At 55.6% G+C, this 15,745-nt stretch carries 15 protein-coding genes; 8 read left to right on the forward strand and 7 right to left on the reverse strand.

Annotated elements, in window-relative coordinates; all coding sequences use genetic code 11:
• Nucleotides 1–66: 66 nt before the first annotated feature.
• Both CSC3H3_RS06670 and CSC3H3_RS06675 read left to right on the forward strand, forming a co-directional pair.
• Nucleotides 67–1,086: a mitochondrial fission ELM1 family protein gene (locus CSC3H3_RS06670; protein WP_101284350.1), complete on the forward strand. Its 1,020-nt coding sequence runs from the start codon at nt 67–69 to the stop codon at nt 1,084–1,086.
• A gap of 151 nt (nt 1,087–1,237) precedes the next feature.
• Entirely contained in the window at nt 1,238–2,065 is an 828-nt protein-coding gene (locus tag CSC3H3_RS06675; protein ID WP_101284351.1) for an aldo/keto reductase, read from the forward strand.
• A 137-nt stretch (nt 2,066–2,202) separates the two neighbouring features.
• On the opposite strand, the gene CSC3H3_RS06680 is transcribed toward CSC3H3_RS06675, so the two are convergent.
• Entirely contained in the window at nt 2,203–3,087 is an 885-nt protein-coding gene (locus CSC3H3_RS06680) for a LysR substrate-binding domain-containing protein (protein WP_101284352.1), read from the reverse strand.
• Nucleotides 3,088–3,251: 164 nt separating this feature from the next.
• On the opposite strand from CSC3H3_RS06680, the gene CSC3H3_RS06685 reads away from it, so the two are divergent.
• Nucleotides 3,252–4,310, forward strand: a complete 1,059-nt coding sequence (locus tag CSC3H3_RS06685) for an NAD(P)H-dependent flavin oxidoreductase (RefSeq protein ID WP_215907566.1) — start codon at nt 3,252–3,254, stop codon at nt 4,308–4,310.
• Between the two features lie 110 nt (nt 4,311–4,420).
• On the opposite strand, the gene hemN is transcribed toward CSC3H3_RS06685, so the two are convergent.
• Both hemN and CSC3H3_RS06695 read right to left on the reverse strand, forming a co-directional pair.
• Nucleotides 4,421–5,815, reverse strand: coding sequence for an oxygen-independent coproporphyrinogen III oxidase (hemN, locus tag CSC3H3_RS06690; protein WP_245881311.1), 1,395 nt, complete (start codon nt 5,813–5,815; stop codon nt 4,421–4,423).
• A 40-nt stretch (nt 5,816–5,855) separates the two neighbouring features.
• Entirely contained in the window at nt 5,856–6,284 is a 429-nt protein-coding gene (locus tag CSC3H3_RS06695) for an HIT domain-containing protein (protein WP_101284354.1), read from the reverse strand.
• Between the two features lie 224 nt (nt 6,285–6,508).
• Here CSC3H3_RS06695 and CSC3H3_RS06700 point away from each other — a divergent pair, with 224 nt between their 5' ends.
• Complete coding sequence (locus CSC3H3_RS06700; protein ID WP_101284355.1) at nt 6,509–7,804, forward strand: NAD(P)/FAD-dependent oxidoreductase; 1,296 nt, start codon at nt 6,509–6,511, stop codon at nt 7,802–7,804.
• Here the strand turns inward: CSC3H3_RS06700 and CSC3H3_RS06705 are convergent.
• Nucleotides 7,761–8,789, reverse strand: coding sequence for an NAD-dependent epimerase/dehydratase family protein (locus tag CSC3H3_RS06705; RefSeq protein WP_101284356.1), 1,029 nt, complete (start codon nt 8,787–8,789; stop codon nt 7,761–7,763). The two genes, CSC3H3_RS06700 and CSC3H3_RS06705, sit on opposite strands and share 44 nt — an antisense overlap.
• Before the next feature lie 137 nt (nt 8,790–8,926).
• Here CSC3H3_RS06705 and CSC3H3_RS06710 point away from each other — a divergent pair, with 137 nt between their 5' ends.
• Nucleotides 8,927–9,835, forward strand: coding sequence for a LysR family transcriptional regulator (locus CSC3H3_RS06710; RefSeq protein WP_101284357.1), 909 nt, complete (start codon nt 8,927–8,929; stop codon nt 9,833–9,835).
• Nucleotides 9,836–9,917: 82 nt separating this feature from the next.
• On the opposite strand, the gene CSC3H3_RS06715 is transcribed toward CSC3H3_RS06710, so the two are convergent.
• Nucleotides 9,918–10,595 (reverse strand): FMN-dependent NADH-azoreductase, encoded by a 678-nt coding sequence (locus CSC3H3_RS06715; RefSeq protein ID WP_101284358.1) that lies wholly within the window; start codon nt 10,593–10,595, stop codon nt 9,918–9,920.
• A gap of 122 nt (nt 10,596–10,717) precedes the next feature.
• Between CSC3H3_RS06715 and CSC3H3_RS06720 the strand changes: the two genes are divergently transcribed.
• Nucleotides 10,718–11,641: a LysR substrate-binding domain-containing protein gene (locus CSC3H3_RS06720; protein ID WP_101284359.1), complete on the forward strand. Its 924-nt coding sequence runs from the start codon at nt 10,718–10,720 to the stop codon at nt 11,639–11,641.
• A gap of 78 nt (nt 11,642–11,719) precedes the next feature.
• Nucleotides 11,720–12,511, forward strand: a complete 792-nt coding sequence (gene otnI, locus CSC3H3_RS06725; RefSeq protein WP_101284360.1) for a 2-oxo-tetronate isomerase — start codon at nt 11,720–11,722, stop codon at nt 12,509–12,511.
• Between the two features lie 10 nt (nt 12,512–12,521).
• Here otnI and CSC3H3_RS06730 read toward each other — a convergent pair whose 3' ends face one another.
• On the reverse strand, nt 12,522–13,835 hold the full coding sequence (locus tag CSC3H3_RS06730; RefSeq protein WP_172963400.1) for a glycerate kinase type-2 family protein: 1,314 nt from the start codon (nt 13,833–13,835) through the stop codon (nt 12,522–12,524).
• 115 nt (nt 13,836–13,950) lie between these two features.
• Nucleotides 13,951–14,712 (reverse strand): FadR/GntR family transcriptional regulator, encoded by a 762-nt coding sequence (locus CSC3H3_RS06735; protein ID WP_101268035.1) that lies wholly within the window; start codon nt 14,710–14,712, stop codon nt 13,951–13,953.
• Between the two features lie 231 nt (nt 14,713–14,943).
• Here CSC3H3_RS06735 and CSC3H3_RS06740 point away from each other — a divergent pair, with 231 nt between their 5' ends.
• Nucleotides 14,944–15,744 carry an N-formylglutamate amidohydrolase gene (locus CSC3H3_RS06740; protein WP_245881312.1) on the forward strand — a complete coding sequence of 267 codons (801 nt, stop codon included), beginning with the start codon at nt 14,944–14,946 and terminating at the stop codon, nt 15,742–15,744.
• Nucleotide 15,745: the final 1 nt, after the last annotated feature.

Below are 15,745 nucleotides of genomic sequence, written 5' to 3' on the forward strand. Positions count from 1 at the left end.
TAACAGGGGAAGCGGCCCTGTTCTGGCGGCCTGGCAAGCATGCGGGAAAGAATGACGGATAACGCAATGACTGAAACCGGAAAAAGCCGGATCTGGGTGCTGGCCGATGACCGGGCAGGGAATGTGAACCAGGCGATTGGCGTTGCCGAGGCCATGGCCTGCCCGTTTGAACGCATTGATATTGCCTATGGCGTTGCCGCCCGCCTGCCCAATTTTGTGCGCCAGGCATCGCTTTTGGGGGTAAGCCCGCGTTCACGCGAAAAGCTGTGTGCGCCCTGGCCGGACCTGGTGATTGCTGCTGGCCGACGGACGGCACCGGTGGCGCGCTGGATTAAAAAGCAAAGCGGCGGCAAAACCCGCATTTGCCAGATCATGCGGCCCGATGGCGGCGAACGCGAATTTGACCTGATCGCCGTTCCCGCCCATGACGGTGTTAACCCGGCGCAAAATGTTTTGACCATTCCCGGTGCGCCGCACCGCATTAGCGAGACGCGGCTGGTGCTGGAAGGCAAGGCATGGCGCAGCCGGTTTGAGGGCATGCCCCAGCCACGCATCGCCCTGATCATTGGGGGCAGTTCGAAAAAAACGCAATTTAGTGCCGCGATGGCGCGTGAAGTGACCGAAATTGCCATTGGCGCGGCCCGGCAAATGCAGGGATCGCTTCTGGTGACGACCAGCCGCCGCACCGGGCAGGAAAATGAAAGCCTGATTGCCGACCTTTTGGAACAGGCCGATGTGCCGTTTCATTTGCATGGCTGGAACAGCGCGGATGAAAACCCGTATTTTGGCTATTTGGCGCTGGCCGATATTTTGATTGTGACCGGAGATTCCGTTTCCATGTGCAGCGAAGCCTGTGCCGCGCATGGCGGGGTTTATATTTATGCCCCGCAGGGTATTGCCGCCCCGCGCCACCGCCGTTTGCATGAAACCCTGTTTAACCGTGGATATGCGCGCCTTCTGGCATCCAACGAAGTGGCGGGAACGGCACATTTGCCGGTGAAGCTGGAAAATTTCAGCCATCCGTCGCTGCAACCGGCACGGACGGTGGCCCAACGGTGCCTGGAGCTGATTGGTGAGGCGGGATAGGCCCGGTTTCCCGTAATTCAGGTAATAAATGACTGACAGCTTGGAATTAAATTCGCAGGCTTTGCGGTTGCATCATTTTTGATCCGGCATAGGTTCCTGACTGAAAAGACGCGGATTAAAAGCCGCGAAAATATCAGCAAGGAGACGATCAATGCATAGTGTTAAAGCCAATGGCGCGGAGATCCCCGCACTGGGTTTTGGAACCTTTCGGATGCCGGGCGAAGATGTATTGCGCATTGTGCCGCATGCACTTGATATCGGGTTTCGTCATATCGATACCGCGCAGATTTATGGCAATGAAGCCGAGGTTGGCAGCGCGATTGCCCAGTCATCCGTGGCGCGTGATGATATCTTTCTGACCACCAAGGTCTGGGTCGATAAATTCCGCCATGATGATTTTATCGCATCAGTTGATGAAAGCCTGAAAAAGCTGAAAACCGATTATGTCGACCTGCTTTTGCTGCACTGGCCGAAACTTGAAGTGCCCCTGGCCGAGCAGATTGGCGCCCTTAATGAAGTGCACAAGGCAGGCAAGGTGCGCCATATCGGTATCAGTAACTATAACACCGCCCTGATGGACGAAGCCGTAAGCCTGAGCGACGCGCCGATTGTTACCAACCAGATCGAAATTCACCCCTATATTGACCAGTCAAAGGTGATTGAGGCAGCCCGGAAAACCGGCATGTCGATTACCGCCTATTATGCGATGGCAGATGGCAAGGTGTTTGACGATGCCGTGTTACAAGACCTTGGCAGCAAATATGGCAAGTCGGTTGCGCAGATTGTGCTGCGCTGGATTGTGCAGCAGGATGGCCTGATTGCGCTTTCCAAAACCGTGGGCGAAAAACGCGCGCTGGAGAATTTCGATATCTTTGATTTTGAAATCTCGGCCGATGATATGAAGGCGATTGCCGCACTGGCGCAAAAGGATGGCCGGATTGTCAGCCCGGATGGATTGGCGCCGGTTTGGGATAATTAAGGCATAACTGGCTTGTTGAGGTATCTGCCCCAGTATTGATGAGGGGGAGTGGATATTGCAAAAGCGCTGATTGCTGCTTTGTCCGTTATCGGATGAAGGCCGCGATCAGCGCTTTTTGTTTGGGATGCATGAATGCCTTATGGCTGCGCAATATTCCCGGATTTTACCAGAATATCGCGAAATTCACGAAAGGCGGGGGTGTCATAACCCCGGCGGCAGGCAAGGTGGGTGTCCACATTCATCAGCGGGTGAATTTTAACATCGCTGGCATCGCCCATAAGGTTCAGGACACTGCGGGGCATGATGCTGATGCTGGCCCCGGCAGCACTGCAGGCATACATGGCATGGTAGGAGCCGACTTCCTGAATGTTCAAGGGTGCCTTGCGTTCCCCGAAACGGGTTAACCATTCCTCGGCCAGCATGCGATAGGTGCAGCCCGGCGCAAAGGCCGCCAGGGCGTTGATTTCAATGTCGTCGGCGTGGGTGATGTCGGGGTGGGTTTTGGGCAGAAGCAACACCAGTTCTTCGCGAAAGACGGGGGTTTTATCAATTTCGCGTTCGCCCAGCCACCATTCGCCCGATGGCACCGCGATCAGGGCTGCATCAATGCGGTGATCTTCCAGGGCAGAAACAAGCTGGCGGGTGGGCGATGTGCTTAGTTCCAGTTTGACCTGCGGCCAGGCCGTGCAAAAGGCGGCAAGCAGTGCGGGCAGGCGGCTGGCAACCGTGCTTTCCATCGAACCAATGCGCAAAATGCCCGTCGGGCTGGCGGGATTAACCCGTTGCTGTGCTTCCTGTGCAAGGTTGAGGATACGTTCGGCATATTCAAGGAAGGTTTGTCCTTCAGGTGTCAGGGACATGCGCTTTTTATCGCGCAAAAACAGGGTTGCGCCAATTTCCGCCTCAAGCTGCTGGATGCGGGTGGTGACATTGGAGGGCACACGCCCGAGCAATTCTGCCGCGCGGGTAATGCCCTGTTCCTGCGCAACCGTGCGGAAAACCGAAAGTGTTGCGATATCCATTCTGACTTCTCCATTGCAGATTTGATGTATTTCATATATTCCTTTTTGAGGAATGTAAATTAGGTTTGGTTCTTTTTTTAAGAATTAAACGTTGGCGATGGGGTGATATATGGCGGAAACATTGGCTGTAATGCTCCCCCAGCCCGCGCAAAGCAGGAGGATGGATGATGTTAGCCGGACTGAATTTGGATGTGCCGATCATTCAGGCGCCGATGGCAGGTGTTTCAACGCCTGTTTTGGCAGCCAGTGTGTGTAATGCGGGTGCATTAGGGTCAATTGGTGTGGGGGCGACCGATGCCGATGGCGCGCGCGCCATGATTGACGAGCTTAAAGGCCTGACGGACCGGCCATTTAACGTGAATGTATTTACCCACAACACACCCACGCCGGATCAGGAACGTGAAGCCGCCTGGCTGGATTTTCTGGCACCCCGTTTTCGGGAATTTGGTGCAACGCCACCGGCGTCCTTGCGCACGATTTACCAAAGCTTCAATAGCGATAAGGATATGCTTCGTCTGTTGCTTGAGATGCGGCCAGCGGTTGTCAGCTTTCATTTCGGGTTGCCGGATCAGGATGTGATTGCGGCGTTAAAGCAGGCAGGGATTATGTTGTTTGCAACGGCAACCAGCCTGGCCGAGGCGCAATTGATTGAGCGTGCCGGGATCGATGCCATTGTTGCCCAGGGGATAGAGGCCGGGGGGCACCGTGGCATGTTTGACCCCGCTGCACCTGATGACGGGTTGGGGACATTTGCGCTGGTGCGGTTATTGGTGCGCCATTGCAAATTGCCGGTGATTGCGGCGGGCGGGATTATGGATGGGGCGGGCATTGCCGCGGCCCTGAAGCTGGGGGCGGTTGCTGCGCAATTGGGGACGGCCTTTGTTTCCTGCCCGGAAAGTGCGGCGGATGATGCCTACCGTGCGGCATTAACCGGCGAAGGTGCCCATCATACGCGGTTAACATCGCTGATATCGGGCCGCCCGGCGCGCGCATTGGCCAACCGTTTTACCGCATTGGCCGATAGTGCACAGGGGCAGGCGGCAGTACCCGATTATCCGATTGCCTATGACGCGGGCAAAGCCCTGCATGCGGCGGCCAAGGCAAAGGGCGAATTTGGTTTTGGTGCCCAATGGGCCGGGCAGGGCGCACCCCTGTCACGGGCCATGACGGCAGCGGAGCTTGTTAAGACGCTGGTAAAGGAAATGAAACAGGCCGGGCTGTAACCAGTGCCCGTTAGCGCGGCGTGGCAGGAAGCATGTGACCCGAGCCGGGAAACAACAAGGGGCCAGCACATGCCAGCCCCTTCATTGTTTCAAATATCCCGACAGGGGAATTAAACCGCCTGTGAATGCCGTTTTTGCGCATGATCCAGGAAGGTATCAAACACCGCGCAAATGGCGCGGACCAGCGGGCGGCCCGTGTCGGTGACGGTGATGGTGTTGCAGCACACAGTAACAATACCATCGACCGACATTTTGCGAATGTCATCAAGCTGAGTGGCAAAGCGGCTGACGGGCACGTCATGGTCGCGGCAGATTTCATCAAGATCGACCGAAAGATGGCACATCAGTTCGTTGATGATGTCGCGGCGGATGCGGTCTTCGTCGGTGACGGCAATGCCTTTTTCAATTGCCATCAGGCCATCCTCGACGCAGCGTTTCCAGCGGCCAAGGGCCGGGTCATTTTGCGCATAACCCTGCGGCAGGGATGAAATGGCTGATGGCCCCATGCCGATCAGGGCTTCGGCGCGGTCGGTGGTGTAACCCTGGAAATTGCGGTGCAATTCACCGGCCAGCATGGATTTTGCCATGTCATCGTCAGCACGGGCGAAATGGTCCAGGCCGATGGCGACATAGCCATGTTCGGCCAGGCGGTTCTGGATTGCTTCATATTGCGCCCAGCGTTGTGCGGTATCTGGCAGGGCTTCGGTCGGGATCAGGTTTTGGTGTTTTTTCATCCAGGGCACATGGGCATAGCCAAATACCGACAGGCGGTCAGGATTCAGGGCGACGGTGGCATCGACCGTGTCGATCACACCTTGCAGGGTCTGGAAGGGCAGGCCATACATCAAATCAACATTGATGCCATTCATGCCGCGTTCCCGCAGGTTGGCAACCACATTTGCCACCAGATCAAATGACTGCACGCGGTTTACCGCACGCTGAACGGTTTCGTTGAAATCCTGTACGCCGATGCTGGAGCGGGTAAAGCCGCAATCGCGCATGGCATCCATGAAATCGGGTTTTGCGGTGCGCGGGTCCATTTCGATGGCAATTTCGGCATCGGGCAGAATGTCAAAGCCGCGCTGGATATCTTCCATGATATTGCGCAGGTCATCGGCCTTCAGGATGGTGGGGCTGCCGCCACCAAAATGGATATGTGCAACCGGATATTTGGCGGGCAGGGCCGATAGCACATTTTTGATTTCGGCGCGCAACACATCGACATAGCTGCCAACCGGGCTGTAATGCTTGGTGATTTTGGTGTTACACCCGCAGAACCAGCACATTTCCTCGCAATAGGGCACATGGAAATAAAGCGATAACGGCTGTTTCGGGTCCAGTTCCGAAAGCCAGCGGCGATAGACAACGCCATTCACCGCCGGGCTGAAATGCGGCGCGGTGGGATAGCTGGTGTAGCGCGGCAGGCGCAAATCGTATTTCTGATGCAGGGCGGTGGAAATCATGGCAAATCTGGCCTCATCAATGTGATGACGCCTTTTTTGCATTATTCAAAATCCACCGCCTTGATGTGCGTCAAGATATGGTTCAGGCGTGACGAAAGGCGGAAATCAGTTCGGCGCGCAGGGCGGCAAGGCGTTCATTTGCCATTTCTTCGCTATAGGAAACCGATTGCCCCACACCCCAGATCGGGCCGGGCCAGGCGGCATCATCGGGGAAGCGCGCGACAACGTGGCAATGAAGTTGCGGCACCATATTGCCCAGCATGGCGACGTTGGTTTTGTTTGAACTGAATAGCCGTTTTAGGGTTTTTGATGTTTCGGCGCATTCAAAGCCCAGCGTTTCGCGTTCCTGTTCGGTCAGGTCGTCATAATCGACCAGATCATTGCGGCGCGGCACCAGAATAAGCCAGGGATAGCGGGCATCATTCATCAGCAGAATACGTGAAAGCGGCCCTTCAGTGACCAGGTCGGTATCGGCGGCCAGTTTGGGATGCAGGCGAAAGGCTTCGTTCATTTCGGGGCTCTGTGTTTGTTAAACAAGTTTGTGCAGCTTATATCAGCAAAGATAGGCCATGTCCTGTTTGCAGCCAGTGGCAGGGGCAATGTTATTTGCATCACAATGTCCTTATTGTGGCTGGAACTGCGTGGTCTTTCAGACGTTTGCAAATTATCATGCCGGAATGCGAACAGGTGTTCCGCAGCGTCATGGGGTCGGGTCCGTGATGGAGATTTGAAGCGATGCCTGAAAAAACGATTGCCAGAACTGGCGAGAGACCACGCGTCATCATTGTCGGGGCGGGGTTTGGCGGTTTGGCTGTTGCCCGCGAACTGGCGGGCAAGGATGTGGATGTGATCCTGATTGATCGCAGCAATCATCATCTGTTTCAGCCGTTATTGTACCAGGTGGCAACGGCCGACCTTTCGCCCGCCGAAATTGCCTGGCCGATCCGAAGTATTTTCAGCCATGCATCGAATGTTTCGGTGTTTCTGGGCGAAGTTACAGGCATTGATCTGGCGGGCAAAAGCATCGTCGCGCGTGATTACCGGGTGGAATATGATTATCTGGTGCTGTCGACCGGGGCTGTAACATCCTATTTCGGGCATGATGACTGGGAAAAGGTGGCGCCGGGCCTTAAAAATATTGGCGAAGCCACGGAAATTCGCAAAAGGCTGCTTTTGGCGTTTGAACTGGCTGAAAATGCCGAGACCGAGGAAACCCGCCAGAAATATATGAATTTTGTTGTTGTTGGCGGCGGGCCGACAGGTGTTGAGATGGCCGGTGCTATTGCCGAGCTGGCAAAGCAGGCCCTGTCACACGATTTTCGCCGGATTGACCCACGCGATGCCCGTATTTTTCTGGTTGAAGCCGCCCCCCGTTTGTTAGGGGCCTTTCCCGAAGATTTATCGGATTATACCCGCCATTCGCTGGAACGGTTGGGGGTTGATGTGGTTTTGAACCAGCCGGTCAGTGATATCACCCCGAACGGGGTGCAGATTGGTGATGATTTTATTCAGAGTGCTAATGTCATTTGGGCTGCCGGGGTAAAGGTTGACCATATGGCAGACTGGACTGGTGCCAGGACCGACCGTGGTGGCCGGGTCGAGGTTGCGGATGACCTGACAATTCCTGGTCACCCCGACGCATTCGTGATTGGCGATGCCGCCCATGTGCCGTGGCGGGATGGCTTAAGCGTGCCGGGCATCGCACCCGCCGCCAAGCAGATGGGCAAATATGCCGGGCGACGGATTATTGACCATATCAAAGGTAAAAAGACCGAACCGTTTGTTTATAAACATGCCGGAAACCTTGCAACAATTGGCCGTCACCGCGCGGTAATTGATTTTAACGGCTTTAAGCTGAAGGGTTTTCTGGCCTGGTGGGTATGGGGGCTGGCGCATATCTATTTCCTGATTGGCATTCGTGCGCCAGCACTGGTTCTGGTGCAATGGGCCTGGAGCTATATTTTCCGTAAAAAGGGGGCACGGCTGATTACCGGCCCGGTCGAGCCGGACCCGGAAAAGACGGTGCCGTAGCGCTGGAACCAGCATTGTCGGCAGGCAGGCAGCCGATTGATGCCAGTGTCTGGCGGACGGCCTCGCGCAAGGGTGTGTGGGGTTCGGACCCCAGAAACGCAACAAGCCGGTCGTTTTTCAGGCGTACGGGTTGCTGCCAGAGATATTTCATTTCATCGACCTCGCGCAGGAACGCGACAAAGGGTTTCAAGGGTTTGATCAACAGCCAGGGGAAGGAATGAACCGGGATGTGCTGTTTGCCACATGCGGTGCGGATGGCGTTGATCATGTCCGTGCCGGTGGCATCCCAGTGGCCGTTCATGTGAAAGCGGGCAAAGCCGGGCAGGTCGTTTTCGCGATCCAAAAGCCGGGCGATGGTGACGGCAACATCTGGCAGATATGCCCATTGATGCCCCATATGGCGTTTGCCGGGATAGATGATGGACGATACCGGCTTGCCCGGTTTGACCAGACCTTGGGCAAACCAGTTGTTTTTGGCACCCGGCCCGAAAAAATCACCGGCGCGAACAATAAGGGCGCGGGCGCCGCGGGCGCAGGCACGTTCCAAACGCTGTTCCAGTTCAACCCGGATGGCACCTTTGCGCGAAATGGGGTGTTGCGGGCTTTCTTCCTCGATCTCGGGGAAAACTTCGGGCCCGTAATTATAAACCGTGCCGGGCAAAACAATGCGTGCGCCATTGGCAATGGCCGCTGCAATGCTGTTATCGATCATGGGCAGGACGACCTTGCCCCAGTTGCGATAGCCCGGCGGGTTAACAGCGTGAACAATGATATCGACACCCTTGGCGGCATTTAAAACATCGCTGTCTTTCAATGCGTCCCCGGTAATCCAGGTGATGGCACCCCTATTTTGTGAGGATGATTCAGGAATGGTGCGGGCAAAGGCACGAACGCGCCAGCCCTGTGTTGCCAGTGCGTGGGTTACGGCATGGCCAATGCCGCCATTTGCACCAATGACAAGGGCCGTTTTATGGAGGTTTTGCATGATCTTTCCTGTGCTGGTGAAGTGGTTTTGATGATGACCAACACAGGTTATTGCCAAGTGGCGATAAACAGTATTCTATAAGTGTAAATAGCATCCATACAAAAATGTATGGATGTGTGCGCGCATTTGAGGGGCAAATGGCAGATCCTGACTGGGGCCTTTATCGGAGTTTTCTGGCTGTGATGGCGCAAGGGTCGCTGTCGGCGGCGGCCCGTGAACTGGGCCTGACGCAACCGACAATCGGCCGCCATATGGATGAATTGCAGCATCATTTGAATGTTGTTTTGTTTACGCGGTCTTCGGGCGGGTTACAGCCGACCGATGCGGCGTTAAACCTGCTGCCCCATGCCGAAACCCTGAAGGCGGCGGCAGATATGCTGTCGCGTGCGGCAAGCGGGTTGGGCGATGATGTTCGCGGGACGGTGCGCATAACGGCAAGTGATGTGATCGGGGTTGAGGTTTTACCCCCTATTTTAACATCCCTGCGAAATGACCATCCCGATATTGAAATAGAATTGACGCTTAGCAACCGGATGGAAGATTTGTTGCGCCGGGATGCTGACATTGCCATTCGCATGGTGCCGCCTAGCCAGGATGCCCTGGTGGCAAAGCATATTGGTGCGATTGATTTGGGGATGTATGCCCATTGCGATTATCTGGCCCAAAACGGTGCGCCGGAGGATTTTGAAGACCTGGCAGACCATGCCCTGATAGGGGTTGATCGCGATGCCCGTGATTTGCGGTTATTGCATTCACTGCCCTGGCCTTTGGCGAAACACCGGTTTTCATTTCGGTCCGACCAGCATTTATCGCATCTTGCCATGATCCGTGCGGGGTATGGCATTGGCATGTGCCAGGTCGGCGTGGCGTTGCGGGAACCAGCATTGCAAAGGGTGTTGCCGGAATTTTCCCTTGCCCTTGATAGCTGGGTCACCATGCATGAAGATTTGCGCAATAATTTGCGCTGCCGAACGGTGTTTGATGCCCTGGTGACGGGGATGAAAACATATTGGCGAACGCAAAAACCAGACCGGCAATTGGCCTGAAAAGGTGAGCAGGTTTGGAAGGTGTTAAACAGGGCAGCGGGTTTGCCCGGCTGCCCTGTGAATATTGTGCTTGCCGGTCGGTTTAAGCGGCGAAGCGCGGCAGCAACGATTGTACCAGGCGATCTACCTCGGCCTCGGCGGTGGCGATGGAATGGCGGGTGCGATCATCGCCAAATTCGTCATATTCGACGGCGGTGCTGCGATGGTCGGTGATGCCGATATATTCCAGCGGGGTGAAAACGCCGCCTTCAACATGGTTAAGATGGGCAACCCGTTCACCGGGATTATAGCCGAAATCACCGCGCGCAGATAAGACGATGGCGGTTTTATTGTCCGTTACCATGGGCCAATAGGGGACGCCATCGCGTGCGCGGTCAAAGCCAAAAGTGCGGCCAACACGCACGATATTTTCGATCCAGGCTTTCATCTGTGCGGGCATGCCAAAATTATACATTGGCACCCCGGCAACGATGATATCGGCCTGCAACAATTCATCGACCAGCATGTCGCTTTCGCGCAAAACATCATGCATCCAGCCTTCGCGCTGATCGGGTTTGGTAAAGGCAGCATGGATCCAGTCGCCAGTAACCGGGGTGGGCGGATGGGTGCCGACATCGCGATAAATGATGGTGTCATCGGGGCGGTGTTGCTGCCATTCAGATATGAAGCGGGCGCTTAACCGTCGACTGTGGGAACCGTGCGCGGTGGTGTCGGATCGGCCGGGGCGGGCGCTGCTGTCGATGTGCAGGATGGTTGCCATTTGATGCTCCTGTGATGAAAAATTATCATCTGTTATGCGTTGCTTTGTGATAGTTATTGTTGGATTTTAAGCATCTGGCAAAATCGAATATCTCAGCCAATAGATGAATATGGTTCACCTGTATGTCTTTGCCGCCCCTTGCGACATTGCGTGCCTTTGAGGCCGCAGCCCGCCATCTGAGTTTCAAGAAGGCGGCAAGTGAATTGCTGGTGACACCAACCGCGATCAGCCACCAGGTGCGCCTGCTGGAAGAAACGCTGGGTGTGCGCCTGTTTGTGCGCAAACCGCGACAGGTGCTGTTAACCCCGGCAGGGCAGGAGCTTTTCCCCGTTTTACGCGACGGGTTTGGGGAATTTGGCCGGGTTATTGACCGGTTAAAGCAGCACAAGGCACAACGCCGGTTAACCGTATCGGTGTTGCCATCTTTTGCCGCGAAATGGTTATTGCCGCGCCTGTCGCGGTTTCAAACCCTGCATCCCGATATTCACCTGAGTTTGCATACATCGGTTGAGGCGGTGGAAATTGGCGGGGCGATTGCAGATGCCGCCATTCGGTATGGGGCTGGCCCCTATCACGGGTTGGTGGCGCAAACGCTGTTTTTTGAAAATTTCGCGCCAATGGCAAGCCCGGTATTGGGGCTGCAAACGCCCGATGATTTGCAGGAACTGCCATTGCTGCATCTGGATTGGGCGCATCCTGACGATGTAACGCCAACCTGGGCGCGGTGGTTCAAGCTGGCGGGGATGCGCGATGTTGCCCTTAAACCCGGCCTTGCCTTTAACGATGATACCCACGCCATTCAGGCGGCCATTGCCGGGCAGGGGGTGGTTTTATGCAGCATGGAAATGACGGTGCAGGAACGCCAAAGCGGCATTTTGCAGCAACCTTTTGGCCCCTTTATTCGCGGGCATCAATATCAGTTGCTGCATACCGGCAAGGGGGCACACCAGGCGGAAATTGCGGCCTTTGGCAACTGGCTGGCGGATGAAATTGCCCGTGATGGGGGCAATGGCGGATTATCGCCTGACATGGCGCCACAACCATAATTGGAAATTCGATATTGACGGGGGTGATGGCAGGGGAAATCATTCCGGCTGATTTCAGTTCATGAAAGGGAGCATGCCATGCCCCGTTTTTGCGCCAACCTGACCTTTCTTTTTGCTGATCTGCCGTTTGAAAAGCGTTTCGCGGCGGCATCAAAGGCGGGCTTTGCCGGTGTTGAATATATTGGCGCCTATGACATGGCGATGGCCGATATCAAACGGCATTTGAAAGAGAACGACTTACAGCAGGTTTTGTTTAACTTGCCGCCCGGTGACTGGGAAGCGGGGGATCGTGGCCTTGCCTGCCGACCGGGGCGGGAAGACGAATTTCGCGATTCCGTTTTCAGGGCGCTGGATTATGCAACGGCCCTTGATTGCAAAATGGTTCATTGCATGGCGGGTAATATGGAACGGGGCGAAGACCCCGGCGAACTGGCGCGCCTTTATTGCGATAACCTGCTTTATGCCGCAGACGAGGCCGCAAAGGCGGGCGTTACGGTTTTGATCGAACCGATCAATGGCATTGATATGCCCGGTTATCTTTTAAATTCGATCGAGCAGGCGGCGGTTATTTTGGAGCAACTCGATCATGCCAATCTGGCGTTGCAGTTTGATATTTACCATGCCCAGCTGGTGGGCGGTGATATTGCATCGCGCATTGGCAAGCATCTGGATAAAATACGCCATGTGCAGATTGCCGGTGTGCCCGGCCGCCATGAACCCGACCGGGGCGAGCTGAACTGTTCGTTCCTTTTCTATCTGCTCGACCGGTTGGGATATGACGGCTGGATTGGCTGTGAATACAAGCCCCAGGGCACAACCGAAGAGGGCCTTGGCTGGTTATTGCCCTGGCAGGGGGCAGCAGGAAGCTGATTGGGCCGAATTAGTAAATCAGGATGGCGCGGAAATCGTTGACGTTGGTGAGCGTCGGGCCGGTGACAATCAGATCATCCAGTTTTTCAAAGGCGCTATAGGCGTCGTTGCGATCAAGGTAATCGGCAAGGTCGATATTGCCGGTAATGGCCTTTTGCCAGCTATCGCCATCCATGATGGCGCCTGCATTATCCTCGCTGCCATCAATGCCGTCAGTATCAATGGCAAGGGCGGCAAAGCCGGCCTCGTCGCGCAATTGCAGCAAAAGCGACAGCATGAATTCGGCATTGCGGCCGCCGCGCCCGCCGTCGCCACGCACGGTTACGGTTGTTTCCCCGCCCGATAGCAGGATACAGGGCTTTTGTGATGGCTGGCCATGGGTTGCGACCTGGCGGGCAATACCGGCATGCATTTTGGCAATTTCGCGCGATTCCCCTTCGATCGCATCGCCTAGAATAACGGTGTTCAGGCCCATGTCCCGCGCGGCATCGGCAGCGGCCAGCAGGGAATCCTGCGGGCGTGAGAGCATGATGACATCATTGCCGGTAAAGCAGTCATGGCCGGGTTTGATTGTTTCGTGGTCGGTATTTGCCAGAAGCTTTTGCGCGCCAGCGGGCAGGGTGATGCCATAGCGTTTGATAATGGCAAGGGCATCTTTTTGCGTGGTGGGGTCAGGCACGGTTGGGCCTGATGCGATGATGGCGGGGTCATCACCGGGGACGTCCGATACCAGATAGGTCACCATTTTTGCCCGGCTTCCGGCCAGTGCCAGCCGCCCCCCCTTGATGGCGGAAAGGTGTTTGCGCACACAATTCATTTCGGAAATTGTTGCACCACTTTTTAACAGGGCCTTGCTGATTGCCTGTTTATCCTCAAGACTGATACCCGGTGCAGGCAGGGCCAAAAGGGCTGATCCGCCACCGGAAATCATGCAGATGATCAGGTCATCCGGCCCGGCATTCTGGGCAATTTCCAAAATGCGTTCGGCGGCCTTTTGCCCGGCGGCATCGGGCACGGGGTGGGATGCCTCGACAATTTCAATATGCTCGCACGGTGCGGCGTGGCCATAACGTGTTACGACAAGGCCGCCCAGCCTGTTGGCAATATCGTCGCTGCCATTTTCCCTGATCCAGCATGCCTCGAAGCTGCGTGCCATATGTGCCGATGCCTTGCCTGCGCCAATGACGATGGTTTTGCCGCGCGGTACCTTTGGCATATTGCGCGGAATTTGCACGGCGGGATCGGCCGCACGCAGGGCCGCCGTCATGATTTTATGCAAAATATCGCGGGGTGCGGCGGACAGGCTGGCAGGCTGCAAGGTCATTGGCATGGCTCCGGTCTGTTCTGGATCAGGTCAGGGTGGATGATGCGGGCAATTTAGCAGATGAAAGGTTTTATTTTATGATACCCGGCAGCGTGATTGGCAAAGATTGACGTGCCTAATCCTTTGCGGCCTTTGGCGTGCGTTCGGTGACATGGGCGATGACAGCACCCAGATGCTCATACATGGCCTGTTCGGCGCGGTCCGGGTCGCGGGCGGCGATGGCATCAATGATGGCGCGATGGTGGTTTTGAATCATGTCGTCAAATTGCGGCCCGGCGAAAATGTGAAACCGGATTTCATCAAGTGCGGTGTGCAATACGTCATGCAGCATTTTCATCAGGTGATAATAGATGATGCTGCCGCTGGCACGTGCGATCATCATATGCAGGCGGTGGTCATCTTCAACGCGGTATTTTGCCGCCCGGCGCGGGTCATGCGCGCGCTGAAAGGTGCTGCGTAATTCGGCAAGCTGTTCGTCGGTTGCATTTTGCGCAGCACGGCGGGCGGCCCAGGTTTCAAGGGTGCGGCGCAGCTCCATCAGGTCGGTCAGGTTGGTAACCGATCCACGTACCAGATCGGTCATCGCAACATCCATTTCGATGCCGGTAGATGATAAAAGCTCTGTCCCGCCACCCTGAACCGCGCGCAGATAGCCCCGGGTTTTCAGCTTTTGCAGGGCGGCACGCACCGAAACCCGGCTGACATTCATATCCTCGGCAAGTTGCCGTTCACCGGGCAGGCGTTCGCCGGGCAAATAATCGCCAGCGGCAAAACGTGCCAGCAGGGTGTCTGCAACCCGGTCGGCAACGCGTTTGGGGCGGCCATCTTCGCCGTGTTCGGCGGTTTGTTCGCTTGGCTTTTCCGGCGTTGGCTGCATATGAAACGGGTTCTCCGTAATCTGGCCGTTGGATCTGGTTAAGGGCGGTTTGCCTTAATGGTCATACCAGTTTACGTGAAGTTGTGGCGAAAATGAATTCCTTGCAGGGCAGATATTCGCTGTCTTGCCAGAATTCGCGCAAATTGCTACGCATTTGATAAAGATTCCAGACTGTATGGCTGATCCACCTGCCATATCCCTTCATGTTCCAAAAATATCAGGAGAATTCGCGTGAGCCACCATCCCGCGCAACTGCTTTGCAGTGATGACCCCGCCCCGTTTGAAATCATGAATGATGATGGGGCAGGGCATGCGCTTTTTGTCTGCGATCACGCGTCGCGCGCGATTCCCAAATCACTGGGGACGCTGGGCCTGCCTGAGGAAGAACGCAAACGCCATATCGGCTGGGATATTGGTGCGCGCAAAGTAACCGAAATTCTGGTCAAACGGTTTGACTGCCCGGCGGTTCTGGGCGGGTTTTCGCGCCTGGTGATTGACTGTAACCGCCAGCTTTGGGACCCGACCGGGATGCCCGAAATTGCCGATAAAACCGTGGTGCCGGGCAACCAGAATGTTTCGCCAGCCGAGCATATGAAACGTATTCGCGAAATCTTCCTGCCCTATCACTGGGCGATTGAAGAACGTATCGCACGGTTTCATGCCCATAAAATTGCCCCGGCAATTTTGGCGATCCACAGCTTTACCCCGGTTTTCCAGGGTTTTGAACGCCCGTGGGAAATTGGTGTTTTGTGGGATGAAGATGCCCGTATTCCGGTGCCGCTGCTTGAAAACCTGCGTGCCCAGAACCCGGATCTGACCATTGGCGATAACGAACCCTATTCGGGCAAGCATATGGCCGATTACACCATTGATCATCACGCCGAAGCCGCCGATTTGCCGTGCGTGTCGATTGAAATTCGTCAGGACCTGATTGATACTGACGAAGGCTGTGAAAAATGGGCCAAAATTCTTGGGGATGCGTTTGAAAGCATCCTGGCCGATCCGAACCTTTATAAGCTCCGGAGAGACTGAA

The sequence above is a fragment of the Thalassospira marina genome, from assembly GCF_002844375.1.
In the GTDB taxonomy this organism is placed as follows: domain Bacteria; phylum Pseudomonadota; class Alphaproteobacteria; order Rhodospirillales; family Thalassospiraceae; genus Thalassospira; species Thalassospira marina.